Genomic DNA, 26,853 nt, shown 5'->3' with positions numbered 1-26,853 from the left:
CCAAGGTCGGCATGACGTCCAGAGTTCGACGCTCAAGAACAATCAAACCGGAGAAGCCTTCCACGTACCGCGAAGGCGCTTGCGCCGGCGTGAACAACGCTGGCTCCGAGCTATGATGAGTCTCTCTCATTCCAGATTTGCGGCAGGCCGTGCCATGCCGAAGCCCATCTGGCCCGATCCTATGAAACCAATCCTCATCGCACAGGTCGCCACCGGCGATCAGCTTCCGACAGCGCGAGCGCACCGCATCTAGGCCTGTAAAGAACCTTCCAGGCTTCGGGACATCTCGGTCAAACGATCGAGAGCTGCCAGGGAAAAGCGCTGGCAGGATTCGTCGACCAGAATGCCGTCTCTTAACTTCTCGGCGACGCTGCCAATCACGACCTGTGGACCAGGAGCAATGCGCGCCTGGATCGCGAGCAGCGTCTCGTTGACCTGTGCATGGGCGCGCACGCCACCTGTGAAGGCCGGTGAAACAGACATGACCAGGACAGGCTTGCCGATCAGCACGGAACTCCCGAACGGGCGCGACGCCCAGTCCAACGCGTTTTTCAGCACGCCGGGAATGCCATGATTGTATTCCGGCGTAACAATGACAAGGCCGTCGCTGGCGCCTATGGCTTGCCGAAAGTCGCGCACGTCCTCTGGCGTGGCCGCCCCATCGTCATCCTCACTATAGAGTGGAAGACGCAGATCACGGATTTCGAGCGTTGCGATCGCGGCAACATGATCCCTCAGGCCGGACAATATGGCGGATGAATAGGACGCCTTGCGCAGGCTTCCGGCCATGCCGACGAGATGCACCTTTGAGATAGGCTTATGCATGGAGGGTCTCGTTCCTGTTTGATGAAGCCTTGCGTTCGGCCATTGGCTCTCCTCATCGTTGAATGCAAATCGCCACGTGATGTTCATTGTAGTGATCACTGGCCTTTGGCTACCCTCGTGAGCAGAGCAACCATTCGCGGATTACTCTGTTGCTGTGCCAAGATCATTGCCGTGTTGCCGGCGTTATCTTGGAGCGTCGGATTTGCTCCGTTCTTGAGCAGCAGCTTCACGACTTCGAATTGACCGAACATGGACGCCATCATCAATGCAGTTTGGCCCGCATTGTTGCGCGCGTTTACATCGCAACCAGCGACGATCAGGCGCTGTGCAATCTCGGTCTCTCCCTTGAACGCGACACCCATCAGGCTACTGCTGCCTTTGGCGTCTGTTGCACAAGGATTTGCCCCCTTCTGGATCAGAAAGTCGACCGTGGCGCCCTTTCCATTGTATGCGGCGAGGATCAACGCCGTGTAGCCACGCGGATCCCTCTCATCTGGATCCATACCGGACTGGATTAGGCCGTCGAGCAGGTCGTCGCGCCCACTCCGTGCGGCATCGAAGAATAATTCCTTGATATGTTCCTGGCTCGGGCTGCCAGCGTCGTGTTGCACGAGTGTGTTCGCCGCGCCGTCTTGCGATTCCGCCATGCGAATGACGGCCGATGCAGGGACCGCCAATGCGGCAGGCGCAAGCAACACTGCGGTGAGCAGGAAAGCGTTTCGTATGCGTTTCATCTGGGGTCCTTGATAATCGCCGCCGCGGTTGTCTCGCGGCAGCTCATTCACACATGGCACAACTTGCAGCCCCTAGTACGAGACTACCTTGGCGGCGAGGGCAGCAACCTCGTTCACGTCAAGATGGGTCGCCTCCGCCAGTTGCGTGCCGTAGTCCCGGTCGGCCTTATAGAAATAGCTGACTTGCCGAAGCTTGATCCCATGATCGGTGACACGGTTCAAATCGGCCGCCATGGCCTTGACGAGATAAGCCTGCTCATCCTTGCTGAAGGAGCGCCAATGGTTGCCGGCTTGGCCGAAATCATCGGTCTTGGCGATCGCCTTTTGCTGCACGACCCCGGACACCGGGTACTCGCCCAACTTGAAGGAAGGCTGCGGAGTGACAGCGCCCACCTTCTTCGCGGTGGAAGGCTCATAGTTCACTTCGCCAACTTGCGGAGCGATACTCATGGTGCCGTCCTGATTGTTGTTGGTGACCTTCACCAGCGGACGATTGGCCGGCAATTCCTGATAGTTCGTCCCGATGCGGTAGCGCTGTGTATCCGCATAGGCGAACAGGCGGCCCTGCAGCATCTTGTCCGGAGACGGTTCTATGCCGGGAACCATGACGCCCGGCGCGAACGCCGATTGTTCGGTGTACTGGAAATAATTGTCCGGCACCTTGTTCAGGGTCATTGTGCCGATCTTGGCTTCAGGCACGTTCTCCCAGGTCTTCGTGTCGTCGAAGCCGTCATAGGGAAGCTGTGCGACCTGTTCCGCCGTCAGGACCTGCACGTACAGATCCCATTTCGGGAAATGGCCAGCACGAATGTTGTCATACAAATCCCGGGTCGCATAGTTCGGATCAGCAGTCTGCTGTTGTTCCAAGGTCAGGTTGTGCAATCCCAGTTCGCTCTTCCAGTGGAATTTGGCGAAGATCTGCTGTCCCTGGGCGCTGACGAGCCGGAACGCATGGACCCCGAATCCGTCCATCTCGCGATAGCTCTCCGGCATGCCTTGAGTGGAATAAAGATACGTCAGCATGTTCGTCGATTCGGGCGTGCGGGAGAAGAAGTCGAACGCGAGGTTCGGATCCTGGATATTGGTGACGGCCGATGGCTTGTTGGCGTGGACGAAATCTGGGAATTTGATCGCATCCCTGATGAAGAAGACAGGGAGATCGTTACCGACCAGATCCCAGTTGCCTTCATCCGTGTAGAACTTGACGGCGAACCCGCGCGGATCGCGCGCGGCCTCGGGCGAACCACGGTACCCCATAACTGTCGAGAAGCGAACGAGGACCGGCGTCTCCTTGCCCGGCTTGGCAAACAGCGATGCCTTCGTGTAGCGAGAGAAATCCTCCGAGGCTACGAACATGCCCTGCACTCCGGTCCCGCGTGCATGGACCACACGCTCGGGGATTCGCTCGCGGTCGAAGCGGGCCAGTTTCTCGATGAGGTGGAAGTCCTCCAGAAGCACGGGGCCGTCCGGTCCGGCAGTTTTCGAGTTTTCGTTATCGCCGACAGGCGCGCCCGAATCCTGTGTCATCGCGGCAGGTGCGGCTAGTGCGGTCGTAGACAACAGTCCCATCACACAAGCTATTGGGAACACGCGCATGATGAAGTCTCCAATGATATTTTATGGCGGCGGATGCTGCGGAAAATGCGGGAGCGCCGGCCGCTCGCCGCGGGATATGCGCCGTATCGCTCCCCATGGCTAACAGGAAATTTCGAAGGCGGTGATCGGAGAAGTCGATGAAGCCGGCACCGACACGGACATGGCGATGCGATCAGCTGCGCACGATCGATTGACCTGAGCGCGCTTATCGTTTGGCGTTGGCGAATTGATCTCAGCGCGAGAATACGCTGAGACCAACAGGTGAACTCACGGCCACCATCACGCAGTCAGCCAGCCGATCGTCTCAAATTGTGATTGGAATGGACGTGGAACGGTCGATCAACCGCACACCTGAACGTGGCGCAGGCGCCAACCATGAGCGGTGTGCACGCGTCGGCGAACCACAGAGCAACCACCATTGTCGCCATCAGAACCGTGGTAGTAGGTGTTGTAGGCGTAAGGATCGTCGTAACCGTAGTAGTTATAGCCATGCGGGTAGAAGCCGTAGCCATAGGCCCACCGGTGCCTGAAGCCGTGCTCATGAAATCCACCGTTGTGGAAACCGCCACCATGGACTCCACCGGCGAGGCCACTACCATGGTAACCACCGCCGAAGCCGCCACTATGGAAACTGCTACCGCCGGATCCACCTCCGTGGAAACCGCCGCCGCCAAAACCGCCTCCGCCACCCAGCCCCCCGCCGTGGCCACCACCACCGCCACGGGCCAGCGCCACCGTTGACGAGACCGAGCCAACGCATGCAACTGCCAACAACACGATAACCGTTTTGCGCAACATCACCATCTCCGTCAGATAAATCGCTCCCAGGTACGACGTCGTGGTGCCATAGAAAATTCGGCGGCACCGACGGTTCGTCCCCGGCGCCATACGCAGCCACCTTGAGCCCAATCGCTAACGGGAAGTTTCGAAGGCAGTAATCGGAGAGACCGATGAAGCCGGCATCAGCACGGGGAAGGACGCCGCGCAGGATCGAAGAATATTGATGGACGCGCCTGGCAGGCGCATCGCCAGCGCGAATGCCGAATAACGCGCCGGATCACTGCGTTCGTTGTGCTTCGGTATTCCGATTAGGCAACTGCTCTCCTAGTACCGGCCAGACATTCTCGGATAAGTGTTCCGAGCATCCCGAATTCGGCGCCGCGCGCAGAGGTCGACCGCCAGGCCAGCATCAAGGTCCGGAACGGCTTGTCTGGAGAGAGCGGCCGAACCACAACGTCGGGGTTTGAAGCCAGTTCTGAATCTATCGAGATCTGGGGCATTAGCGTGATGCCAAGCTCCGCGGCCACCATCTGGACCAGCGTTCGCAGGCTTGTCGCCTGGAAGATCTCGTTGCGAATTGGATCAGGCACCCGACATGCCTGCAGTGAGTGGCTGCGCAGGCAATGTCCGTCCTCGATCAGGAGCAGCCGCTCACGACAGAGATCATCACGGCTCACCGCGCTGTGACGGCTAAGAGGATGGTTGCGCGACATTGCGACGACGATCGGGTCTCGCGTGATTTCCATCGTCTCGACGTCGCCAAGTTCGTAGGGAATGGCCACGAGCAAAACATCAAGCTCGCCTTGGGCAAGCTTATCCAGAAGTACCGTAGTCTGCGCCTCACGCACGTAGAGCCTGAGCTTCGGTAGCGCAGTGCCCAAATGCGGAAGCAAGGAGGGCAGGACATAGGGCCCGACTGTTGGAATAACCCCGAACCGGAGCGGCCCGGATAGTGGCTCCTGCGCGCTGCGAGCCAAGCCGACCAGTTCCTCAGCGTTGACCAGTAGACGCTGGGCGCGCATCGCGATCTCTTTCCCCAAAGGCGTCAGCATCACCTGGCGATGGCTGCGTTCAAACAGCGCGATGCCCAGCCGCGCCTCGAGCTCCTTAATTCCTCCGCTCAACGTCGATTGCGTGACGGCACAACTTTCTGCTGCACGGCCGAAATGGCATCGCTCGGCCAGGGCACATAGAAAGCGTAGTTGTTGAAGACTTGGCAGGATGGTCATCGGAATGTCCAATGAATTTGTCCGTTACGCGCCTTGATACGCTGCTTACCGTCCTGTCCGATTGCGTGATTTTTGCGATGAGAGCCGTCACGCATTGATGATGTCCGGGATTTACGGCAGCCGCGCCACTCGCCTTGCTGCGTGGCAACTCTCTCGCGCAACAACTCGGGATTCGATCGACACTTCCCGGAATGTGCGCCGACGCCGAATGAAATGGATACCCAAGATTTCATGTGGCTTCAGGAAAGACCAGACGCGCCTCAAAGCCGGCGGGCCGACCCATAATCGGAGAAGTGAGTGTCAGGCTGCCGCCGATCTGCTTCATGACATTGTCGACGATGGCGAGCCCGAGACCTCCGCCTGCGCCGACCGATGATCCGCGAACGAAAGGCTTTTTCAGCGTTTCGAGCGTCTCGGGTGGAATTGGAGCGCCGCCGTTTAGCAACCGAATTTGCCGGTCGCGCTCGATGACGATTTCGATGGGCTCATCGGGAGCGCCATAGCGGACGGCGTTCTCGATCAGATTGCGGAGCGTGATGCCAAGAACATCCAACTCTCCCTGCACAATGAATTCGTCGGGACATTGCGCAGTGACCACCAGCCTGTCTCCCACATCCTCGCGTCGGCGAAACTCGTCGACCAGAACTTGCAGGACGGTCATCACGTCAATACGTTCCCGCTGCATGCCGGCGCCGGCCCCCGCCCGGGACAGCTGCAGCAATTTCTCGGCAAGACTGCTGAGCCCTTTGATCTGGTTGACGATCCGCGCGGCACGCTCCGCATGCTGCGTGCCGGCGAGCTGCGCCGACAACAATTGCATCTGCGCCAGCACGGCTGCGATCGGCGTCCGCAATTCGTGTGCGCTGTTGGCTGCGAACTGGCGCTCCGTGGCCAGCGCACGCTCCAGCCGCTCCAAAAGCCGGTTCACCGCCGCCAGCATCGAAGCGAGTTCGGTCGGCAGGCCGATATCGGGGATCTGCGACAGATTTGAGCCGTCGCGCCGACCGATCTCGGTCCGCAGCTCCTCCAGTGATCGCATGCTTCGGAAGACGGCCCAGCGGATCAAGAACCAGGACAGCGGCAGGAACAGCAACAGCGGTCCGACCGTAAGCGCGACTGCCCGCCTCAGCGACTCGGAACGGTGCATAGCCGGCTCGGCAACTTCGATGAAATAGCCGTCGACAGCCGCGGGCTGGGAATAGATCCGGTATTGCGGGGCGTCATGAAATCCGGCCTGGCGCGGCACCGCAAACGGCCTCTCGGGCGCGTTGTCGGAGCGCATGACGATATCGCCGGTCGGACCGATGATTTGGTAGGCCAGAGCCTTCGGATCTAGCGTCGCAACCAGGTGCTTGGCCATCTGCTGCATGGCCTGTGGTTGCTGGACGGCATCATAGGTGGCGGGTAGCAGCCGCTGCGCCACCTCCTCGATCGCGTCATCGAGCCTCTCGTTGACCTCGAAAATCGTCAGCATGCCGGCGGCGATGCTCCCCAGCAGCCACAACCCCGCCATCGACGAGGCCAGCATCCAGATCAGCCGAGAAACCAGACTCCCGCGCACCACGTGCTAATCTCCCAGGCGGTAGCCGAGACCGCGTATCGTGCGAATGAAATCCCGCCCGAGCTTGCGGCGAATGCGGCTGACATAGACTTCGATGGTATTGCTCTCGATCTCCTCGCCGAACGCGTACAGCGCATCCTCGATCTGCTCTTTCGACACCGTCGATTGCTTCCGCCGCCCCAGCACTTCGATGACGGCCCACTCCCGCGCGCTCAGTTCGACCGGTCGCCCGTCCAGCCGCGCGGCTTTCGATTCCCATTCCAGCTCCACCGGGCCGACCTGAAGGACGGGCACCGACTTGCCAAAATACCGGCGGCTGACCGCCTCCAAACGCGCATTCACTTCGTCGAGATCAAAGGGCTTGACGATGTAGTCGTCCGCACCCGCTTTCAGCCCCTCGATCCGGTCGCTGACGAGATCGCGCGCGGTGAGGATGACGACCGGCAGCGCATCGCCGCGGCGGCGAAGTTTGCGCAGGAAATCCAAACCGCGCCCATCGGGCAGGTGCAGATCAAGCAGCAATGCGTCATAAGATACCGTGCGCACCGCGTGCTCCGCCGGCTCCAGCCGCTCGAACCAGTCGACGGCGTGTCCGGCCGCTCTAACATGCTCCTGCACAGCCGAACCAAGATGCGGCTCGTCTTCAACCAGCAATACTCGCATGGACCCGCTCGTCGTCATGAAGGGAAATTGCAGGAAGAAGCTGACGCCAAACTGAACGTCATACAGATAGGCTTCAGGTCGGCGTCAGAAAAGCCCGCTAACGATGCCGACCAACGGTTTTGGTCCGGAGCGCGAAATGAATCATACAAGCCCATCACGCACAGCTCACGTATTCGCGATGAATTGGTCGGAGTCCGGTCCTCGCCGGTCGTGGCATCCAGGCACATCGTCGGTCATGAAGCGGCGACTGCTCATTAGCGTCGCGACATTCGGTATCGCCGTAGTCTTGGGATTCGCGGCCGGTCGTTCAACCTCTTCAATTTCTGCTCCCGCGCCTGTGAGCGCCCCCGCAGTCACCGCGACAGATGCGCAGCTCCCCGCGACTATTGCTCTCTCCGAGCCGAAATTGGCGAACCTGCAATTGCAGGTCGAGGAGGCGAAGGCCGCTCCGCTGATGCGCGCCGTAACTGCGACCGGTAGCGTCGGATATGATCAGCTCCATCTTGCCCGCATCAGGCCGATGGCACGCGGCCGGATCGAGGCGCTCGACGTCAACGCCGGCGATCGGGTCGTTGCAGGTCAACGCTTGGCCGTTCTCGACAATTTCGACCTCAGTGCCGCCCACAGCAAGGTTCTGGGCGCCGAGGCGGCGCTCAATCAGGCAAAGGCGCAACTCACTGCGGCAAACGCCGCTTATGACCGCGCAACAAACCTCATTCGCACTGACCTCGTGACCCAAGCCGAGGTCCAGGCCCGTCGCGCCACCGCGGCCACCATGGAAGCCGATCTCCGCACCAAGGAAGCCCAATTGCGGCAGTACCAGGAAGAAGAGGCGCGGCTCTTGCCCATGCGCCCCGCTGCCGCGGGCGCAAGCCCCAGTGACGAGCGGGCGCTCGACTCACGGGGCGCGATTGTCGCGCCATTCGACGGCGTGCTTGATTCGGTGTCGGTCGCGCAAGGGGAGATCGTCGATCCGGCGATGCCGATCTTCACCGTGTCCGACCTCTCAACCGTTTGGGTGCAGGCTGACGTAGCAGAGAGAGACCTTGGTGCAGTCAAGGTGGGCGATGCAGTCGAGGTGAAGGTGAGCGCCTTCCCGGGCCGCGTTTTTGCTGGCCGCGTCACCTACATCCCCGATCAGATCGAGTCGGGAACGGGGATGGCGAAGGTGCGCTGTGAGGTGCCCAACCCGAACGGCGCGCTGCGCGTCAACATGTTCGCGACCGTCACCATCCTCTCGCAGCAGGGCGGCGACGCCGTCCTGGTGCCGAGCAGCAGCCTGCAGGACGTCAATGGGCAGAGCGCCGTATTCGTCCCGGCAGGCCATGGCGAGTTCGCCTGGCGCGCAGTCCATACCGGGCTGGCTGCAAATGGAAAGACGCAGATCACGAGCGGACTCGCTGCCGGGACCCAGGTCGTCGGCGAGGGCAGCTATTGGCTCAAGGCGGCGCTGATGCAATCCACCATTCCGGACCAGGGCTGAAGGACACACGGCCATGATCAATCGTATTGTTGATGCCGCCCTTGGCAACCGCATGCTCGTGCTTGTCCTGATCGCCGCCCTGGTCGGCGTTGGTCTGTTGAGCATGCAGCGCCTGCCGTTCGACGCCGATCCGGACATCTCACCGCTGCAGGTGCTGGTCACGACCCAAGCGCCAGGGCTCGCTCCCCCCGACGTGGAGCGTTCGATCACCACGCCAATCGAACTCGCTCTGCAGGGCTTGCCGGGGATGACGAGCTACCGCTCGATTTCGCGCTATGGGCTTTCCGTCATCTACGTGAAGTTCGCCGACCGCAGCGACATCTTGACCGACCGCGCGCTGGTGGCGCAGCGCCTGAGCCAGACCTCGTTACCGGCCGGCACCGGCACGCCCATGCTGGGCCCACTCTCCGATGGCCTCTCCGAGATCTATCAGTTCAAGGTCGAGGGCAAGGGCTACTCACTGATGCAGTTGCGTTCGATCCTGGACTGGCAGGTCGCACCGCAGCTCAAGCAAGTTCCGGGCATTACCGAGGTCAATGTCAACGGCGGCGAACTCAAGACCTACGAGGTCCGCGTCTCCGAGAGCGCGCTGACACGCTTCGGTCTGTCGATCGGGGACATCTATAATGCGGTGTCGCAAAACAATCGTGCCACTGGCGGTGCGACCATCGCGCGGAACGGCGAACAGGCTGTGATCCGCGGCGAAGGGCTGCTGCAGTCGATGGGCGACATCGGCAATATCGTCCTGCGCACCGCGGCCGGCGGCTCGCCCCTCTACGTCAAAAACGTGGCCGAAGTCGTCGAGGCACCGATGCCGCGGCTCGGCGCGGTCACGAGCCAGGGCAACGGTCAGGCCGTGGTCGGCGTTGCCTTGATGACCTTGGGCGAAAACACGCGGGCCGTCGCGCAGCGACTAGGATCGGCGGTCGGGCAGATCAATAAGACGCTCCCGCCCGGGGTCAGTGTCACTCCGTACTACAATCGCGCCGGTCTGATCGATCGCGTTCTGGAAACGGTGGCCCACAATCTCGCCGAGGGCGCGTTCCTGGTGATCATGGTGTTGTTGCTCTTGCTGGGCAATTTCCGCGCTGCCTTGATCGTCGCGCTGGCCATTCCGCTCTCGATGCTCGCGGCTGTGACCGCGATGTACTTCACGGGTCTCTCGGGCAACCTGATGAGCCTCGGCGCCATTGACTTTGGGCTTTTGGTCGACGGTGCGGTCGTCATGATCGAGAACATCGTGCGCCGTCGCGCGGAGGCGCCCTCACTTCCGGCGTCGCAGGCGGTGCGCGAGGCAGCGCACGATGTTGCCCGGCCGGTCGCGTTTGCGGTCGCGATCATCACGCTGATCTATGTTCCGATCCTCAGTTTGCAGGGCGTGGAGGGCAAGATGTTCCGTCCGATGGCGCTGACCGTCATGTTCGCGCTGGGCGCTTCGCTGGCCCTCACGCTCACCGTGATGCCGGTGCTCGCGTCGTTTCTCCTGCGCAAGCCGATCGCCGAACGCGATAGTCGCATCATCGGCTTTGCCCGTCGCGGTTATGCGCCGGTGCTCACGAGGACCATGCGCAATCCAGGGATTACGATGCTGCTAGCGACCGTGATGCTGGGGAGCGCCCTGGTGATCGGCTCCCGACTGGGTGCGGAGTTCCTGCCTCGCCTGGAGGAAGGCGCGCTCACAGTTACGACCACCAAGCTGCCCGGCATCTCGCTCGAATCAGCGATCGCCACCCAGACCATGGTCGAGAAGACGCTGAAGAAATTCCCCGAGGTCGAGACTGTCGTCACGCTTGGCGGCAGCTCGGAAATCCCGACCGACCCGATGGGTGTCGAACAAAGCGACACCTTCATCATTCTCAAGCCGAAATCGGAGTGGCGCACCGCGCAGACCGAGGCTGGGCTGATTGAGGCTTACAAGGAGACTCTGGACCAGAGTGTGCCCGGCATTACCCAAAGCTGGGCACAACCGATCGAGATGCGCATGGACGATCTCTTGCAGGGCGTGATGGCTGACCTCGGCATCGTGATCCACGGGACCGACACGGCAACACTCCACGACCTCGCCGACCAGGTGGCGCGTGTCGTTTCCGGTGTTCCCGGCGCAGCCGACGTGCAGGCCAAGCAAACCGTCGGCCAGCCCTATCTTCGGGTGGCGGTCAATCGCGAAGCCATCGCGCGATACGGATTCAACGCTACCCAGGTGCTCGACGTTGTGGAGGCACTGGGCGGACGCACCGTGGGCACCATGAAGGACGGGGAAGAGAGGTACAACATCCGCGTCCGATTGGCCCCGCAGGACCGCGACGACATCTCGCGCATCCGCTCGCTGCGCGTCAGCAACGGCGCTGGGGTATCGGTTGCTCTCGGCGATCTCGCCGACATCAACTGGGAGCCTGGCCCTGCCCAGATCGAGCGCGAGCAGGGCAGGCGCGTGGTCAAGGTGCAGGCCAATGTGCGCGCGCGGCCGCTCGCCAGCTTCGTGGCCGACGCGCAGCAGGCGGTTGCAGCCCAGGTCCACCTGCCGCCGGGCTATACGATTTCATGGACCGGGAGTTTCCAGGACCTTCAAGAGGGCATCGCGCGGCTATCGACCGTGGTGCCGGTCGCGCTCGGCGTCATCTTCCTCCTACTCTATCTGATGTTCGGGAGCGCACGGCTCGCCACGTTGATCTTCTTCAACGTGCCGTTTGCGGCAGTCGGCGGCATCTTTGCGCTCGCATTGCGCGGCATGCCGTTCAGCATCTCGGCCGCGGTCGGCTTCATAGCCTTGTTCGGGATTGCGATTTTGAACGGGGTCGTGATGGTGAGCTACATGGAGGAGCGGCGCAAGGAGGGGCTTGCTGCTGCCGCCGCGGCCTGGCACGCAGCGATGACGCGGCTGCGCCCGGTGCTGATGACGGCAACCGTGGCCAGCCTCGGCTTCCTGCCGATGGCGCTTTCCACGAACTCCGGTGCCGAAGTGCAGCGCCCGCTTGCGACCGTTGTTATCGGCGGCCTGATCAGCGCGACCTTGCTCACATTGCTGGTGCTCCCAGCTCTCTATCCTTGGTTCTGCCGCGCCGGCCGCTCCGTTCGCGCGGCCGCTTACGATGTCTCCCCGGCGCCGCAACCGGCAGAGTGACGATATGTCCGCGGCGAAGTGCCGGGGAAGGGCGCCGGCAAAGAGGGAGCGATTCGAGGCCCCGAGATGGCCGGTGAGGCGGCGTCCGAGCGACCCGCTGACGCTGCCGCGGAGCTCGAGGCTGTCGCCGACCAGGCCATCGAGCGCGCGAGGGCGATCTGCCGGCGACCATAATCGCGCTCACCGTGGCGAACGGGATGCTCGAGCAGGAGCTGGCGGACGCCTACCCACAAGATCCTCCTTGACCTCGCGATATTATGTTGGGGTCGATCCCCGCTCAGTCTCCTGCAGCCGGCTTTCGGCCAAGACGGCTATCCAGCCAGCGCCGGAGGCGCGGGCCCAATGACAGGGTAGCGAAGCCTTGTGGGCGATCTGGACATCTTCTCGTACGGCACGCGAAGACCGCGGCTCTCCAACAGAGGCATGACATCACGCGCGAAACGCGCGATCCGTCGTGAAACTCGACCCATGTGCATAGCATACCATCTAGTCCCGCCTGGTTGAACATCTGATCGGCAATGTCGTCCGCAGTGCCGAGCAGGATGTTTCCTTCAGCGCCGGCGGCAAACTGGATGCGGAAGTCTTGCATCTGCTCCGGCGAAACGATCTTCGTCTCTGCGGCCAACTCCCGCCAATTGGCAGTTTAACGCTTCAACCGCTGCGAGTCGCTCCACAGCGGTCCTGATACGAAGAACATCCTCTCAAAGTGAATTCAGAACGGCTTTGGCTTCGCTCAGCAGTCGATCGACGTGGCCTTCTGAGAACACCAGTGGCGGTCTGATCTTCAATGTATTGGCTGCTGCGCCCGTTGCGGAGATCAGGATGCGGCGGGCACGAAGCCCATTGATGATTGCTGATGCAGCGGCCGAATCGGGTTCCTTGGTGTTACGATTCCTGACCAACTCGACGCCGACATAGAGACCGGCGCCTCGCACGTCCCCGATTTGTTCGTGACGCTTGGCCAATTCTGTGAAGCCATCGCGTATCAACTTGCCTATGCGGTTGGCGTTCTCCATCAATTTCTCATCGCGGATCACATCCAGCACCGCCTGTGCCGCAGCAATGGCTACCGTATTGCCGCCGAACGTGTTGAAGTATCGGACATCGCGGCCGAAGCCTTGAACGACTTCGGGTGCCAAGGCGACGGCGGCCACGGGGAACCCATTACCCATGGGTTTGCCCATGGTCACGATGTCGGGGGCAATATCGTGCCGCTGATAACCCCACAACTTCTCTCCGGTGCGACCGAAACCGGACTGCACCTCGTCCGCAATGAAGAGGCCGCCGGCCTTGTGAACCACGTCGATGACAGGTCCGAATAGGTTGGTCGGGTGAGCGAAGATGCCGTCCGAGGAAAAGAGCGAATCGGCGATGAACGCGGCCAGCCCTTGGCCGCGACGCTCGAGGTCATGAATCTGGGCGGACACCTGATCGGCCATCCATTGCCCGATCGTCTCGATCGGCACGCGATAGGAATCTGGCGCTGGAATCCGCCGGACCCAAGTGCCTAACGGCGAATGCGGACCCAACGAGGGAGAGAGTCCCGCGACCAGATCCGAATTGCCGTGGTAGGCTTCTTCGGTGATGATGATGCCGTCTTTTCCAGTCTGATGTTTGGCGATGCGCAACGCCAAATCATTCGCTTCGGATCCCGTGCAGGTGAACATGACGTGCTGGATTTTGCCCCCGAAGGTGCCGAGCAGATCCTCTGCATAGTTCAGAATACCTTCCTGGACGTAGCGTGTGTGCGTGCAAAGTGTACGCAGCTGCTCGCTCGTCGCCTCTACGACCCGAGGGTGACAGTGCCCCACCGAAACGACGTTGTTATATGCGTCGAGATACTCGTTTCCCTCAGAGTCGTAGAGGATCACGCCTTTGCCGCGCTTGACCTCCACCGGATCGTTGTAAAAGAGCCGATACGCCGGCCCGAGCAGCGCCGATCGGCGTTGAATAAGCGTCCTCGCCTTCTCGTTGAGGCCGGTAACGTTTGCAGGGTCGAAGGCGTTGACCATCTTGCCGCGCTGCGCGACGTCGACTTTGTTCATATTCGTTTCCTTAGCTTCGGGGTTCGATTGCCGTCACATGACCAGATTCAAAAATTGCTCCGATACCTCCGCTTCCGAGCGGCTCAGAAACCATTCCAGTTGATGCCAACCTTGCTTGGTATTCCGGAGAAAGTAAGCGGCGTTCGACGGCACCGAATTGGCAAGCCAGGTCGACAGGAGAGATTTCGCTACGATCCGGCCCATGACAAGATGAGGAATGATGCTTAGTTCCTGCGCAGTCAGGTCGGCCGCCGCGATATAGCCGTTTAGAAGATCACGGCCATTGGCGAATATATCGCCCTCGACCGGCTCGGTCGGGAGTTGACTCAGAAGAGCGGTCGAAACATCGATCGCGATAGATGTACGAACCACATCTCCGAAATCGATCACGCCGCTGACGAAGTCGCTCGTAGACAAGTCCACGACGATGTTGGACGTGCTGAAGTCGTTGTGAAGGACCTGGGAGCGAGACTGCGCCAAGTGCCTTTCGATGCTCGTAAAACGTGCGAGCCCGGCCTCGAGGCGCTTTCGTCTGCCAGCGTCAGCGACCTCGCCGAGAAGGCATTCCAAACTCAGCAGATGCTTGATGTCCCAAGCGATGACGCGAGAATCATGAGGATGGTAGAAATCCGCCAAAGCCAAGCGGAGGCGAGCCAACACCTTGCCGATCTGCTCACGTCCAGCAGCTGTCGATCGAACTTCGCTCAACGGCTGCCCTTCCAGATAGGTCAACATCCAAATTCGACGATGTTGCCCCGCCCGGTCGCGGTACTCGAACTGCTGCTCCCCACGTGCGCTTGAGATCACACCAGGGACCGGAAGACTAGCAGACCGGGCGGCTAGATGCGTTAGAACGCACAACTGCAGATCGATGGCGGAAAGGTCTTCGGCCGGATTCGCCGCCTTTAGGATGTAGCGCGACCCTCCCGTCGATGATATCCGGAAAGTGTCGTCTTTTTCCGCAGCAAATCGCGTCGCACTCCCTTCGATGCCGAAGTGGGTACGTGCGATCTGCACTGCTTCGGATTCGCTCATCGTGACGAATTCCGTCGCCAATCCGCCCAGCAAGGCAGATTTCTGAATGGATTGATCGTATTTCACGATGACAGCCTCGAAGGAGCCTGCGTGCCGTTGGGATGCGGTTCGCGTCAGGTTTTCAGTTTATTGTTGCGGATGGAGCGTGAATCGGTCTGAAGTTCTGGAAGTCCCAATCGCGTCCGGGCGCGGCCTCGATCAATGTTCGCGTGTACTCATGAAGCGGATTCGCCAAGACCGTCATGGCGTCGCCCACCTCGACGACCTCGCCCCTGCGCATCACGAGGATCTTGTGGCAGATCTGCGCGGCGACCCGCAGGTCGTGCGTAATAAAGAGGATAGACACACCGGTGCGAACTCGGATGTCATCGATCAGGGTTAGCACTTGGGCCTGAACGGAGACGTCGAGCGCCGAGACAGCTTCATCGGCGATTAGCAGTTCTGGCTTCATGACCAACGCGCGGGCAATGCATATTCGCTGCCTCTGTCCGCCGGAGAACTGATGCGGATACCGGCTCATGACGGCACGATCGAGCCCCACGAGTTCGAGCGATTCCGCGGATTGGCCGAAGGCATCGCGGCGCGGCATGCCGTAGTTGATCAACCCTTCCATCACCGAGTCTCCGACGGTGCGTCGCGGGTTAAGCGACCTGTACGGATCCTGAAAGACGAATTGAACGCGCCGACGCACCGAATGGAGATCACGTGCTCGTACTTTCGTGAGATCGTCGCCGTTGAGCATCACACTCCCGGAACTGGGCTCGATGAGCAACTCGATGCAACGCGCGACAGTCGATTTGCCGGATCCGGACTCGCCGACGATACCGGTGATCTCGCCACGCGCGACCGTCAGATTGACGTCTTTGGCAGCCGCCACGGCCCGAGCGCGCCCGAAAAATTGAGGTTTCTCGTAGGTCTTTCCTAGACCCACGACCTCAAGCACCTTATGTGCCGCGGGATCGCTTCGGTGTCGCGGCACGAGGCTCGGGACGGAAGATACCAACGTGCGCGTATAATCCTCAGACGGTCGGGCAAGAATCTGGTCGCGCGTTCCGGTCTCGACGACCCTCCCACGGTTCATCACCACGATACGGTCGGCGATCTCGGAGACCACTCCGAAATCGTGCGTGATGAAAACCACGGCCGTCTGCTGTGACTGCTGCAGTTCGCGGATCAAGTTCAATATCTGCTTCTGCGTCGTGACGTCGAGCGCGGTCGTTGGTTCGTCGGCGATCAACACCTTGGGCTTCAGGATCAACGCCATTGCGATAACGATCCGCTGGCGTTGGCCACCCGACAATTCATGTGGGAAGGCGCGATAGATGCGCTCGATGTCCGGGAGATGGACGGCTTCAAGCATTTCCATGATCCTGTTACGTCGATGTCTGGCTGTCAGAGATGTGTGCAATCGCAACACTTCTTCGATCTGCCGTCCCACCCTCTGAACCGGATTAAGCGCGGTCATCGGCTCCTGAAAGACCATCGCCATCTTGGAAGCCCGCATCTGCCGCAGCCGCGTCTCGCTGGCGGAAAGCACATCCTCCCCATCGATCAGAATCGAGCCGCGGGTGACTTCGAGGGCTCCCTTCGGTAACAGACCCATGATGGCCAGCGACGTCACCGACTTGCCGGAACCAGACTCGCCGACGATGCAAACCGTCTCGCCGGCACAGACATCGAAGCAAATGCCGCTAACCAGGGGAGGTCGTTCTAAGGCGGGCGACGTCTCCACTTTCAGTTCAGATACCGTGAGAACGCGTACGCGGTACGAATCGGGCCTGGAAGAGGTGGTCATCATCGCTCCGATCAGAGTCGTCCCGAGAGGCGGGGATCGAGCCCGTCGCGCATCGCATCTCCCAACAGGTTGATGCTAAGCACCGTCATCGAGACCAGCAGACCTGGAAAGAGGATGAGGCCTGGCTGGAGTTGAAAGTACACACGACCGTCTGCCATGATGTTGCCCCAAGACGGCGTCTCCGGCGGGATCCCAGCTCCTAGAAAGCTCAAGACAGATTCGGCGAGAATGGCGGACGCGAATATGAACGTTCCCTGCACGATTAGCGGCGCTACAGTGCTGGGAACTATGTGTCGCCAGATCATGACGTGAAACCGGGTACCTAGCGTAGTGGCGGCTTCCACATAGGGCTCGCTACGAACGCTCAAGACGACAGCGCGCGCCAAGCGAACCACGCGAGGTATGTCTGGAATACAGATGGCTATGAGCACCGTAAGGAGGTTGGCACCCACCAAGGAGACCAATGCGATCGCCAGCAAAATTCCGGGAATAGCCATGACGCCATCCATGAACCTCATGATGATGGCGTCCGCCGACCGGGAGTAACCCGAGATCACGCCGATCAGGAGGCCAATGGCGATGCTTATGGTAGCCGCGCCCAATCCAACCACCAGCGACACGCGCGACCCGAATATCGCGCGAGAATAGACATCCCGGCCGAGCGAATCTGTTCCCAGCCAGTGGGCGGCGCTTACGCCTTTAAGTCTTGCGCCGGGCGACAACTCGGTTGGGTCGGACGTTCCAAGCCAGGAAGCGAAGATGGCGATCAAAACCAGACCGACGAGCGCGCCTAACGCCATCCTGACCGGCCAGGACCTGAACACACGTCGTAGCTGAGCGCGCGCGAACGATTCCGAGGGAGACGGGGGATCGTTCACAGACCGGTCTGGGCCGGTGGCGGGCGGGCTGGTGGCGAGCTGGGTCAGAGTCATGCGGTCAGTATCGAATGCGCGGATCGAGGATCGAATAGAGGACGTCGATCGCGAGATTGATCACGACGTACGTCACGGAGGACAGTAGGATCAGGGTCTGGATCGCGGTGAAATCCCGAGAAAGCACAGCTTCGAGAACGAGGCGTCCGAGACCTGGAATGTTGAAGACGGATTCGGTGACCACAGCCCCGCCGAGCAGCAGGGCGATACTCAAGCCAACGACGGTCGCGATCGGAACAGCCGCATTTCCGAGGGCGTGCTTGAACAGCACTCCCCTTTCAGACAGGCCCTTCGACCTCGCCGTGCGAATATAGTCCTCGCCCATCACCTCTATGACGCTTGATCTCACGATCCGCGATATTACGGCGATGAACGGTGCGCTCATGGTGAGAGTGGGTAGCGTGAGGTGCAAGGCAAATGCACCGATTCCTTCGGAGAGCGGCCGATACCCCTGCACCGGGAACCAGCCAAGGCCGCGCGATAGGAGCAAGATCAGCACATATCCAATGATGAAGACGGGAACGGAGAACGCCATCACGGAGCCGGACATGATAATTCGGTCCAGCGCCCGCCCCTGCCTCCAGGCAGCGACGACTCCGACTGGTATCGCGACCACCACAGCCAACGTGATCGTCGAAAGACAAAGCGCGAATGATGGACCGAGCCGATCGAGCACCAGGTCCCGCATCGGCAGCCCCGTAATCAGAGACACCCCAAAATCGCCGCGCAAGACCTTAGATAGCCAGATGACAAACTGCTCGATTATGCCCCGGTCGAGCCCCATGCTGTGACGCATGGCATCGAGCTGCGCGGGCGTTGCACCATCACCCGCCAAGATCATCGCCGGATCGCCCGGCGAAAGGCGTAGCAGCGCGAATACGATGAAAGCCACCACAAACAGGACGGGAACGGAGGCCAAAACTCGTCGGAACAGATACTTTGCCACGCGTTATTTTCCTGTTCTCGTGAAATTCCAGAAAACCGCGACCGGCGTGTCCAACGGCGGAGCCATATCTGTCCGCCATGCGGAAACGCTGTATGCCTCCCCCAAAGGTATGAAGAGAACCTCGTCCAGGATCCGACGCTGGAGATCGGTGGCGATCGTCTTCAGTTCTTCAGGATCCTTCGTCCGAGCGAATTTGGCGCGCGCCTCCTCGATGGCGGGAACGTCGGGCCAGCCGAAATAGCCGCTTTTGCCGCTGGCCGACGCCGCATTGTACCCGAGCGGCTCCCCGACATCGACGAGGCCGTTGATCGTGCAAAAGATGCTCCATCCGCCGTTGGTCACGGGCGCGCGAGACGCCCGGCTTACCGCAACGGTCTGCCAATCCATTGATCTCATCTGCACGTTGAAGCCGGCCTTGCGGAGTGCCTGCGCGACGACCGGCGCCATTGCAGCAAAGGCAGGTACGTCTGTCGCATGCAAAATCACGACGGGCGCGCCATCGTATTTGGCCTGCTTCAGAAGCTCGGCGGCCTTCTCTGGCTGTCCCTTGATCACTTTGTCCGCGCCGATATCGCTGGCGTAAGCGCCGCCACATCCGAAAGCGGCCGCGCAAAGTTTGTAGTATTTCGGGTTTCCGACCTGAGCCTGCATCTGGTCCTTCTGATCGATGGCCAGGAGAGCCGCTTGCCGGAGCAACTTGTTGTCGAAGGGCGACTGCGAGAAGTTCAGCCGGGCAATGCTCTGATTGCCACGAAGCTTGGACTCCTTCACGACCACGCCCGGGTTGGCTTCGAGAATGCTCAACAGGTCATAAGGGACGTACTCGATGAGATCGATCTCCTTCGAGAGCAACGCGTTCACCGCGGTCATGGGATCGGGCATTGTCACCCACTTCACTCGGTCGACCGACACGATCTTGCCGCCGGCCATCCCGCTCGCCGGTTCACTGCGCGGGACGTAGTCCTTGAACTTCTCGAAGACTGCTTGGACGCCGGGTTTGAAATCGGACATCACCAGTCGAAAAGGCCCCGATCCCAACTCCTCCTTGATCGGTTCACTAACCGGGGTGTCGGCCAAGCGCTTCGGCATCATGAACGCCGCCAAGCCGCTCGGCTTGGATAACGCCGTCAGAGCGATTTCGGTTGGCTCCTTGAACTTCATCTCGAAGGTCTTGTCGTCGACCACCGTCATGCCTTCGAGCAGCGTGTTCATCACCTGTCCCATGGTATCCATGGCCGACCACCGGCGGATGGAAGCTACGCAATCCTCCGCCTTCACATCGGTGCCGTCGTGCCACTTCAGGCCGTCGCGCAAGACAAATGTGATCGACTTGCCGTCCAACGAAACAGTCCACCTCTCGGCCATTTGCGGCCTGATCTTGTTGGCCGCATCACGCGCCAGTAGTGTGTCGTAGACCATGTAAGCATAGTTGCGGACGATATACTGGCTGTTGATTACCGGATCGAGGCCACGCAGTGGCGCGTGCATCACCGCAGTCACTGTGGTCTGCGCAAGTGCCGGAAACGCGCCAAGTGCGGCGACGACGCCTGCGACACCGATACAGGCTGCCCGCCGGACTCCCCAGGGCAACGCGAACATGACGATTTCCTTCTCAAAGAACATCGGAGCATCGAGTGTCGACCGAATGAATAATGGACGATTGGCGACAATTGTCAACACACGCTTTGGACGCGCGTGCCCAAACTTGTTGCGGTGCGGCGCCATTCGCCGGGCCGCTGGAGTTCGCTCGCGCAGATGCGCCGGTGGGGATCAACAGGGGCCAGGGGGTGTGTCGATTGGCGACAATAGCCAGCGCCTTGAATTTGGGATACATCCAAACCATGGCAATTGAACTGACCGGAGCGCTCCCGTGGGTCGTTTAAAGATTTCTCCCGTTGTTAAGATGCCGATCGAAGTGCAGGCGACCACTGCGTTGCGCAATGCGATCGTTTCCGGCGCAATTCGCGCCGGCGAACGGATCACGGAAATTCAGATCTCGCAGCAGATGAATCTCTCGCGAGCGACGGTGCGGACCGCACTTCATCAATTAGCTAAAGAAGGCCTGCTGACACTTGTTCCGTATACGGGATGGACAGTCGTCTCCCTTTCCGCCGAAGATGTCTGGGAACTCTATACGCTACGGTCGGCCGTGGAACGATTGGCAGCCCAATTGGTGGCGTCGACTATTACGCCCGCGAAAGCCGCACGCCTGACCGAGGCGCTCGACGTGCTGATCCAGGAATGCAAGCGGGGAGACACGGCGCGGATCGCGGAGGCCGATTTCGGACTCCACAAGACCATCGTGTTGCTGACGGACCATGGACGATTAGGATTTCAGTATGGATTGATCGAACAGCAGACGCGAATGCACATTCGTTCCAGCTACGCGATCATACCTTCGCCGAAGAGAATCATCGAAGACCATCGACCGATCGTGGAAGCCATCTGCGCGGGCAAGGCGGATCTAGCGGGACGGCTGTCGGAGCAACACCATCTCGCCGAGGGCGAGAAGCACCTGGCTCATCTCAAGCGCTTAGAGAAGCAGGAGCCAGCTAAGACTTCGGCTGCGGCACCCCGTTCGGCGCGAAAGCGGGCTCCGGCCACGTAGCGGACAAGGCTACATACTTCCGGATTTCAAGCGCGATCACGGACGCCACTTTGATCCGCAATCGCCCTATTGACGATTGTCGCCAATCGACTACCCTGCGCTCGCCGGATCAAAGAACGTTCCAAGACGGGTTTAGAGGTCTGTTATGTCTTTCAAGGAATACGGCGCTTACGATGCGCTGGGACTAGCCGAATTGGTGCGCGGCAAGCAGGTCAGCGCGCGCGAATTGCTCGATGAGGCCGTGGCTCGGACCGAGCGGGTAGACCCCAGGATAAATGCCGTCGTAGTACGCCACGACGAGTATGCTCGGCTCCAGATCGAAAGGGGCCTGCCCGATGGGCCATTTACCGGCGTACCGTTCCTGCTCAAGGATCTCGACCTGCTCGAGGGGACACGCACCACCTTCGGCTCCAACCTGTTTCGCGATTTCGTGGCTGACCACAGCGGTACATTGGCCGGGCGTTACCTGGCCGCTGGTGTCACGATCTTCGGCAAGAGCTCCAGCCCTGAATTCGGTCAGATGGTAACCAGCGAGTGCCGGCTACACGGTCCAACCCGCAATCCTTGGAATTTGGATCACTCGTCGGGAGGCTCTTCCGGAGGCGCCGCGGCGGCTGTTGCGGCGCGGATCGTTCCGGTTGCTCACGCGACAGATGGCGGCGGCTCCATTCGCGTTCCGTCTTCTGCTTGCGGCGTGTTCGGCCTGAAGCCGACGCGGGCCCGTACTCCGGTGGGGCCCGATAAGGGGGAAGGCTGGGGCGGCTTCTCCTGCGGGCATGTAGCCAGCATAAGCGTGCGTGACAGTGCAGCGATGCTGGACGCAACGCACGGTCCAGAGCCAACGAGCCTCTATCACGCTCCCAAACCCGAGCGTCCTTATCTCGACGAAGTCGGTCGAGACCCCGGCCGTCTGCGGGTATTCTTTACAGACAAGACACCTCAAGGCGAGGCAATCGATCCCGAGGTTGCTGCCGCCGTGCGGGATGTCGCCCGTCTGCTCGAAGTCTTAGGCCATCATGTTGAAGAGCGGGCCCCAAAGTTGGGCGCAGATCCCTCGACGGTCGCCCCCATCGTTGTCGCCGCCAATACCGCTGCCACTGTGCGGGCGGCCGAAAAAGCATTCGGCCGCTTCGCGACGCCGGATGACCTTGAAAACCTGACTCTCTTCAACATGCGAAACGCGCAAAACGCGACCGCGACAGACTACGTCGTCGCCCTGCAAAATGCATTTTTGATCAAACGCAGTATGACGAACTTTTTCGAGAACTGCGACATCTTCCTCTCGCCGACATTGTGCTTGCCGCCCGTGCGCCTCGGCGAAATAGACACGATGTCGGAAGATCCCGGTGAAATTCGATCTTTGCTGAGGCGCTACGTGCCGGGCACAAGCATGTTCAATATGACCGGCCAGCCATCGATGTCCGTACCGTTGGCTTGGAGCGCCGCGGAACTACCTCTAGGCATGATGTTCACCGCGCATTTCGGCGACGAAGCCATGTTGTTTCGTCTTGCGTCTCAACTTGAGACAGCGCGGCCCTGGAAGGATCGCCTACCGCCAATCTGCGCCTGATAATGCGAGCAACTTCTCGGCGCCCCGAAGGAGTGGACGGATTCCATGCATTTGACGTTCAGACAAATCTCTTACTTTGTAGCCACCGCTGACGCAGGGTCGATATCGGGTGCATCAGTACATTTGAATATTTCGCAATCCGCGATCACGGAAAGCCTGCGAGACCTCGAGGCCGAAATCGGGGCGACGCTCTTCCATCGAAATTCGAAAGGAGTAACGCTGACCTACGACGGCCAGCGATTCTTGCAACACTCGAGGTTGATACTGGCAACGGTTGCCGATGCAGGACGTGTGTTGAAAGCAAATCCTGAGGCAGTTTCCGGCAGCTTGAGTGTCGGCGTCACGAGCCTGGTGTCTGGATATTTTCTGGCCGATCTCCTTGTCCACTTTCGACGGCTCTTCCCCAACTTCTCCATCAATGTCCTGGAGCACGAGCGCGCCGCCATCGAAGATCTTCTCATCAAGGGAGAACTCGATGTTGCACTTATGTTGGTCTCCAATATAGAGAACCAAAACGCCTTGGAATTCGGCACCTTGGCACGCTCGCGATGTCGAATCTGGTTGCCGGCGGAACACGCTCTTCTTTCACAAGACGCAATTGCTCTGAGCACGCTGGTGCGTGAACCGCTGATTGAATTGTCGATCGACGAAATGCCTCGATCCGTCGTCGCGGCCTGGAGTTCAATTCATTCGCGCCCGAGTTCCACGTTGACGACATCCTCCGTTGAAGCTGTTCGCAGCTTGGTTGCCACCGGCGCCGGGTGGGCTATCATGCCCGACATCGCATACCGGCCGTGGTCCCTTGAGCGTGACCGTCTTGAGGTCAGGCCGATCCGCGGCAATGAAATTGCCATCGACGTCGGACTAGCGTGGCGCCGCAGTTCCGCGATCCCGGAGCGGGCCGAAAGTTTCCGGCAATTGATTCGTGACTTTAGTCCGGACCGGCCGCTTTCGCATCGGCTACGTCGACGATCGGCCCGTGTCGCCTGAATATTTGCAGCGCTCCCATTAGGAGCACAATTCACGCAAGTCATTGCTTCTCCAGGTTCCAGAAATACGGCACGGTCGGACCATCCAGCACACCGGTGAGTTTTGAACTCCAGGCCGCCGGCGTTGCGATCTGGCCAAGCGGCACATAGATGACGCGTTCATACGCCAGCTTTTGCAACTCGGCCGCCAGTCGCTTGCGCTCTGAGACGTCTTCCGCTTCGGCAAAGCGCCCCCGCAATGCTTGAATGTCAGCGTCTTCCGCCCAACCGGGATAGCCGTTCATGCCCGAAGCATTCAGCGGCAGGCTGCTGAGTGGATTTGACACGTCCACGCCGGCGAAAGCGGAAAAGAATATATTCCACCCGCCATCCTGTGCTGTCTTTGGATTGCTCCGCAACGCCAATGCCGTCTGCCAATCCATTGGCAATAGCTCGACGTTGAATCCCGCCTGTCGTAACAGTTGTGCGCCCACGACCGGCTGGGCCTTCTGCGTGTTGACGTCGGTCACCTGGACGATCCGAATGGGCTTTCCGTCGTAATTTGCTTCTTTCAAGAGCCTCCGTGCTTCCGCCATTCCGTTTCCTCGAATCAGAGTTTCCGATCCGACGTCCGTCGCCAAGGGGGCACCACAGACGAACATTGCACCACAAATCGTATAACCGCTGGGATCTCCGACCATAGCAGCCAGGAAGTTCTCTTGCTTGAAAGCGAGCATAGCTACGCGTCGAATCTTCTCGTCGTTGAACGGAGGCACGAGGAAATTCATTCTCGCCATGACCTGAAGGCCGAACCTGTTGTTGTTCTTGATGACAATGTTCTTCTCGCCTTCGAGTATCTTGAGCAGGTCATATTGAGGTTCATCGATGTAGTCGATTTCGCCATTCAAGAGCGCATTGATGGCGGTCTGGGCGTCCGGTATCACAACCCACTCGACGCGATCGACTTTTACGACCTTGCCGCCTGACGCCCAACTCGGCTTCTCGGTCCTAGGGACATATTTGTCGTTCCTGACGTAAACCGCGCGAACGCCGGGGCGAAATTCCTCTTTAACGAAGCGGAACGGTCCTGATCCGATAGTGTCTGTACTGGGCTGGGTTGGAGGCGTGTCTGCAACGCGCCTCGGCATCATGAAGGGCACATAGGAGGACGGCTTTCCAAGCGCATCCAGCACAAATCCCACAGGCCGCTTCAACTTCAGCGTGATGGTCCGCGCATCGGTTGCTTCGAGCGAAGACGTATAGCTCGCTAGAACCTGCCCCATTGTATCGCGTTGCCACCATCGTTTGAGCGACGCGACACAATCTTCCGCGGTTACGGGTTCACCATCGTGCCAGGCCAGCCCGTCCCTCAGTTTGAACGTATAAGTCAGTCTGTCGTCCGAAATCGTCCAGTCGGCCATTTGCGGCCGAGGCTCCATATTTTCGTCGAGAGCGACCAACGTATCATAGATCATGTAGCCGTGGTCTCGAGAGATGTAAGCGCCCGAGGCAACGGGATCGGTAACGCGCAGTGGCGCATGCATGACCACGCGAACGGCCTTGGTGCTTTGCGCGGCGGCAGGTAAGGCGTAGCCGTACGACCCGCACAGGATGACAAGCAGCAGCGCGAAGCGACCCAGGCATTCGAACAACGAGCGCGCGATCACATCACCGCGCGAAGAACAATCCATGGTGCACTCCAATGCATCTGTCACAACGCAGGGCCCACATCTTCCAGAATCGGCCCGAAGAGCTCCCACCGCTCGCCGTTGAACTTCATCATTTGCAACTGCTTGTTGACCCGGTAGTCCGTCGGCGACGTGTTGACGACGATCCCAGGTAGCGCGAGTTCAGAACGGAAGTTCTTGATGTTCATTGCCTGCCTAAGCACGTTCTCCCGCGTCAGGTCGTCCCCGCACGCTTTCAGCACGTGGATCAGTAGTTCGGCGGCCATATAGCCGAAGGTGTTCAGGCTCGAGTCCTTGTCGCCGTCCGGATAGTATTTGGCCATGAACTCGATATACTTCTTCATCCCTAGATCGTCTTTCCAGGTCGGATCGCGAGGATCCTTGATGTATCCGATGCTGATCAGCCCCTTGGACGCCTCGAGGCCGGCCGGCTGCAGGACCGCTCCAACCGAAGTCGCTGTGGTGTCAACGAAATGAATGGGCTTCCAGCCCAGTTCGGCAATCTTCTTGATCGCCTGCGCCGCCTGCTTTGTCGTCGACGCGTTGAAAAAAAGATCCGCGCCGGCATCCTTTATCTTGACGATCTGCGAGTCGATCGTTGGATCCGACACCTCATAGGAGGCCTCAGCGACGATCATTTTAGCAGCCTTGTCGCCGAGGCCGGACTTGATGCCGCTGAGATAGTCTTTGCCGAGATCGTCGTTCTGATAAAGGACCCCGATTTTGGCGTCGGGATGGTTTTTTGCGATGTATTGACCGTAAATGCGACCTTCCACGAAGTAACTCAAATTAAACGCGATCGACCAGGGAAAATGTTGCGGGTCGGTGAACTTCGATGAACCGGAAGCAGCCAACAACTGCGGCACTTTCTTGGCGTTAAGATACTTCTGTACCGCCGCATTAGGAGCCGTTCCCACGATCTGGAAGGTGGTCAGAACTTCATCGCTCTCGACCAGCTTTCGTACCTGCTCTACCGTCTTTGGCGGGCTGTAGCTGTCGTCATACTGAATCAGGCTTATCTTTCGACCATTTACGCCGCCCGACTCATTGATCATTCTGATGTACGCTGCTTCGCTCTTGCCAATCGTGGCATAAGCAGAAGCCGGTCCCGAGAACGGATTTGTCTGTCCGATTTTGATCTCGGTATCGGTCGCGCCGACGTCGTATTTCTTTTGTGCACTGACATGCGAAACCGAAAGCACGAATGCGAACGCTGCCAGAGAAGCGATGCCCCTTATCATGTCCTTAATTCCTGTTGAATGATGCAGAGCACT

The 26,853-nt window shown here is 59.8% G+C and carries 20 protein-coding genes; 5 read left to right on the top strand and 15 right to left on the bottom strand.

Annotated features, from left to right (window positions below):
• Nucleotides 1-249: 249 nt before the first annotated feature.
• The 7 genes from YUA_RS44185 to YUA_RS0116990 all read right to left on the bottom strand — a co-directional run bounded on the left by YUA_RS44185 (nt 250) and on the right by YUA_RS0116990 (nt 7,388).
• Complete coding sequence (locus YUA_RS44185) at nt 250-825, bottom strand: NADPH-dependent FMN reductase (RefSeq protein WP_035971104.1); 576 nt, start codon at nt 823-825, stop codon at nt 250-252.
• Between the two features lie 95 nt (nt 826-920).
• On the bottom strand, nt 921-1,559 hold the full coding sequence (locus YUA_RS0117015) for an ankyrin repeat domain-containing protein (protein WP_198029441.1): 639 nt from the start codon (nt 1,557-1,559) through the stop codon (nt 921-923).
• A 72-nt stretch (nt 1,560-1,631) separates the two neighbouring features.
• A complete protein-coding gene (locus tag YUA_RS0117010) occupies nt 1,632-3,155 on the bottom strand; it encodes a catalase (protein WP_035971103.1) in 1,524 nt (507 codons plus the stop codon).
• A 339-nt stretch (nt 3,156-3,494) separates the two neighbouring features.
• Nucleotides 3,495-3,953: a hypothetical protein gene (locus tag YUA_RS50025; RefSeq protein ID WP_156947150.1), complete on the bottom strand. Its 459-nt coding sequence runs from the start codon at nt 3,951-3,953 to the stop codon at nt 3,495-3,497.
• 290 nt (nt 3,954-4,243) lie between these two features.
• A complete protein-coding gene (locus YUA_RS44180) occupies nt 4,244-5,164 on the bottom strand; it encodes a hydrogen peroxide-inducible genes activator (RefSeq protein ID WP_035971102.1) in 921 nt (306 codons plus the stop codon).
• 229 nt (nt 5,165-5,393) lie between these two features.
• A complete protein-coding gene (locus tag YUA_RS44175; RefSeq protein ID WP_051383222.1) occupies nt 5,394-6,692 on the bottom strand; it encodes an ATP-binding protein in 1,299 nt (432 codons plus the stop codon).
• A 39-nt stretch (nt 6,693-6,731) separates the two neighbouring features.
• Nucleotides 6,732-7,388 carry a response regulator transcription factor gene (locus YUA_RS0116990; protein ID WP_027531787.1) on the bottom strand — a complete coding sequence of 219 codons (657 nt, stop codon included), beginning with the start codon at nt 7,386-7,388 and terminating at the stop codon, nt 6,732-6,734.
• 103 nt (nt 7,389-7,491) lie between these two features.
• On the opposite strand from YUA_RS0116990, the gene YUA_RS0116985 reads away from it, so the two are divergent.
• Together YUA_RS0116985 and YUA_RS0116980 are read left to right on the top strand one after the other, a co-directional pair.
• Nucleotides 7,492-8,871 (top strand): efflux RND transporter periplasmic adaptor subunit, encoded by a 1,380-nt coding sequence (locus YUA_RS0116985; protein ID WP_084292649.1) that lies wholly within the window; start codon nt 7,492-7,494, stop codon nt 8,869-8,871.
• Nucleotides 8,872-8,884: 13 nt separating this feature from the next.
• Nucleotides 8,885-11,992: an efflux RND transporter permease subunit gene (locus YUA_RS0116980; protein ID WP_027531785.1), complete on the top strand. Its 3,108-nt coding sequence runs from the start codon at nt 8,885-8,887 to the stop codon at nt 11,990-11,992.
• 701 nt (nt 11,993-12,693) lie between these two features.
• Here the strand turns inward: YUA_RS0116980 and YUA_RS0116965 are convergent.
• Genes YUA_RS0116965 through YUA_RS0116940 form a run of 6 tightly spaced genes read right to left on the bottom strand, consistent with a single transcriptional unit; the run spans nt 12,694 to nt 20,368 of the window.
• On the bottom strand, nt 12,694-14,037 hold the full coding sequence (locus YUA_RS0116965; protein WP_027531783.1) for an aspartate aminotransferase family protein: 1,344 nt from the start codon (nt 14,035-14,037) through the stop codon (nt 12,694-12,696).
• Nucleotides 14,038-14,070: 33 nt separating this feature from the next.
• Nucleotides 14,071-15,138, bottom strand: coding sequence for a phosphotransferase (locus tag YUA_RS0116960; protein WP_156947149.1), 1,068 nt, complete (start codon nt 15,136-15,138; stop codon nt 14,071-14,073).
• Nucleotides 15,139-15,193: 55 nt separating this feature from the next.
• A complete protein-coding gene (locus YUA_RS0116955; RefSeq protein ID WP_198029439.1) occupies nt 15,194-16,867 on the bottom strand; it encodes an ABC transporter ATP-binding protein in 1,674 nt (557 codons plus the stop codon).
• An 11-nt stretch (nt 16,868-16,878) separates the two neighbouring features.
• Nucleotides 16,879-17,799 carry an ABC transporter permease gene (locus YUA_RS0116950; protein WP_084292648.1) on the bottom strand — a complete coding sequence of 307 codons (921 nt, stop codon included), beginning with the start codon at nt 17,797-17,799 and terminating at the stop codon, nt 16,879-16,881.
• 4 nt (nt 17,800-17,803) lie between these two features.
• Nucleotides 17,804-18,745: an ABC transporter permease gene (locus YUA_RS0116945; RefSeq protein WP_027531779.1), complete on the bottom strand. Its 942-nt coding sequence runs from the start codon at nt 18,743-18,745 to the stop codon at nt 17,804-17,806.
• A 3-nt stretch (nt 18,746-18,748) separates the two neighbouring features.
• Entirely contained in the window at nt 18,749-20,368 is a 1,620-nt protein-coding gene (locus tag YUA_RS0116940) for an ABC transporter substrate-binding protein (protein ID WP_084292660.1), read from the bottom strand.
• Between the two features lie 247 nt (nt 20,369-20,615).
• On the opposite strand from YUA_RS0116940, the gene YUA_RS44170 reads away from it, so the two are divergent.
• The 3 genes from YUA_RS44170 (at nt 20,616) to YUA_RS0116925 (ending at nt 23,913) form a co-directional block, all read left to right on the top strand.
• Complete coding sequence (locus YUA_RS44170) at nt 20,616-21,353, top strand: GntR family transcriptional regulator (protein WP_027531777.1); 738 nt, start codon at nt 20,616-20,618, stop codon at nt 21,351-21,353.
• A 145-nt stretch (nt 21,354-21,498) separates the two neighbouring features.
• Nucleotides 21,499-22,923, top strand: a complete 1,425-nt coding sequence (locus YUA_RS0116930) for an amidase (RefSeq protein ID WP_027531776.1) — start codon at nt 21,499-21,501, stop codon at nt 22,921-22,923.
• A 45-nt stretch (nt 22,924-22,968) separates the two neighbouring features.
• Nucleotides 22,969-23,913 (top strand): LysR substrate-binding domain-containing protein, encoded by a 945-nt coding sequence (locus YUA_RS0116925; RefSeq protein ID WP_027531775.1) that lies wholly within the window; start codon nt 22,969-22,971, stop codon nt 23,911-23,913.
• A 40-nt stretch (nt 23,914-23,953) separates the two neighbouring features.
• Here YUA_RS0116925 and YUA_RS0116920 read toward each other — a convergent pair whose 3' ends face one another.
• A complete protein-coding gene (locus YUA_RS0116920; protein ID WP_084292647.1) occupies nt 23,954-25,582 on the bottom strand; it encodes an ABC transporter substrate-binding protein in 1,629 nt (542 codons plus the stop codon).
• Between the two features lie 20 nt (nt 25,583-25,602).
• Nucleotides 25,603-26,820 carry an ABC transporter substrate-binding protein gene (locus tag YUA_RS0116915; RefSeq protein ID WP_084292646.1) on the bottom strand — a complete coding sequence of 406 codons (1,218 nt, stop codon included), beginning with the start codon at nt 26,818-26,820 and terminating at the stop codon, nt 25,603-25,605.
• Between the last annotated feature and the right edge of the window lie 33 nt (nt 26,821-26,853).

It is taken from the genome of Bradyrhizobium sp. WSM3983 (genome assembly GCF_000473045.1).
Lineage (GTDB): Bacteria > Pseudomonadota > Alphaproteobacteria > Rhizobiales > Xanthobacteraceae > Bradyrhizobium.
Note: the sequence above shows the minus strand (reverse complement) of the source record. Positions and strands in the feature narration are given on the sequence as shown.

Coding starts and splice junctions, on each gene's coding strand:
- YUA_RS44180 (WP_035971102.1), bottom strand. CDS start 5,164: ATGACCATCCTGCCAAGTCTTCAACAACTACGCTTTCTATGTGCCCTG.
- YUA_RS0116985 (WP_084292649.1), top strand. CDS start 7,492: ATGCCGACCAACGGTTTTGGTCCGGAGCGCGAAATGAATCATACAAGC.
- YUA_RS44185 (WP_035971104.1), bottom strand. CDS start 825: ATGCATAAGCCTATCTCAAAGGTGCATCTCGTCGGCATGGCCGGAAGC.
- YUA_RS0116920 (WP_084292647.1), bottom strand. CDS start 25,582: ATGGATTGTTCTTCGCGCGGTGATGTGATCGCGCGCTCGTTGTTCGAA.
- YUA_RS0116915 (WP_084292646.1), bottom strand. CDS start 26,820: ATGATAAGGGGCATCGCTTCTCTGGCAGCGTTCGCATTCGTGCTTTCG.
- YUA_RS0116930 (WP_027531776.1), top strand. CDS start 21,499: ATGTCTTTCAAGGAATACGGCGCTTACGATGCGCTGGGACTAGCCGAA.
- YUA_RS0117015 (WP_198029441.1), bottom strand. CDS start 1,559: ATGAAACGCATACGAAACGCTTTCCTGCTCACCGCAGTGTTGCTTGCG.
- YUA_RS0117010 (WP_035971103.1), bottom strand. CDS start 3,155: ATGCGCGTGTTCCCAATAGCTTGTGTGATGGGACTGTTGTCTACGACC.
- YUA_RS0116980 (WP_027531785.1), top strand. CDS start 8,885: ATGATCAATCGTATTGTTGATGCCGCCCTTGGCAACCGCATGCTCGTG.
- YUA_RS0116940 (WP_084292660.1), bottom strand. CDS start 20,368: ATGTTCTTTGAGAAGGAAATCGTCATGTTCGCGTTGCCCTGGGGAGTC.
- YUA_RS0116950 (WP_084292648.1), bottom strand. CDS start 17,799: ATGACTCTGACCCAGCTCGCCACCAGCCCGCCCGCCACCGGCCCAGAC.
- YUA_RS0116990 (WP_027531787.1), bottom strand. CDS start 7,388: ATGCGAGTATTGCTGGTTGAAGACGAGCCGCATCTTGGTTCGGCTGTG.
- YUA_RS0116955 (WP_198029439.1), bottom strand. CDS start 16,867: ATGACCACCTCTTCCAGGCCCGATTCGTACCGCGTACGCGTTCTCACG.
- YUA_RS50025 (WP_156947150.1), bottom strand. CDS start 3,953: ATGTTGCGCAAAACGGTTATCGTGTTGTTGGCAGTTGCATGCGTTGGC.
- YUA_RS44175 (WP_051383222.1), bottom strand. CDS start 6,692: ATGCTGGCCTCGTCGATGGCGGGGTTGTGGCTGCTGGGGAGCATCGCC.
- YUA_RS0116965 (WP_027531783.1), bottom strand. CDS start 14,037: ATGAACAAAGTCGACGTCGCGCAGCGCGGCAAGATGGTCAACGCCTTC.
- YUA_RS0116925 (WP_027531775.1), top strand. CDS start 22,969: ATGCATTTGACGTTCAGACAAATCTCTTACTTTGTAGCCACCGCTGAC.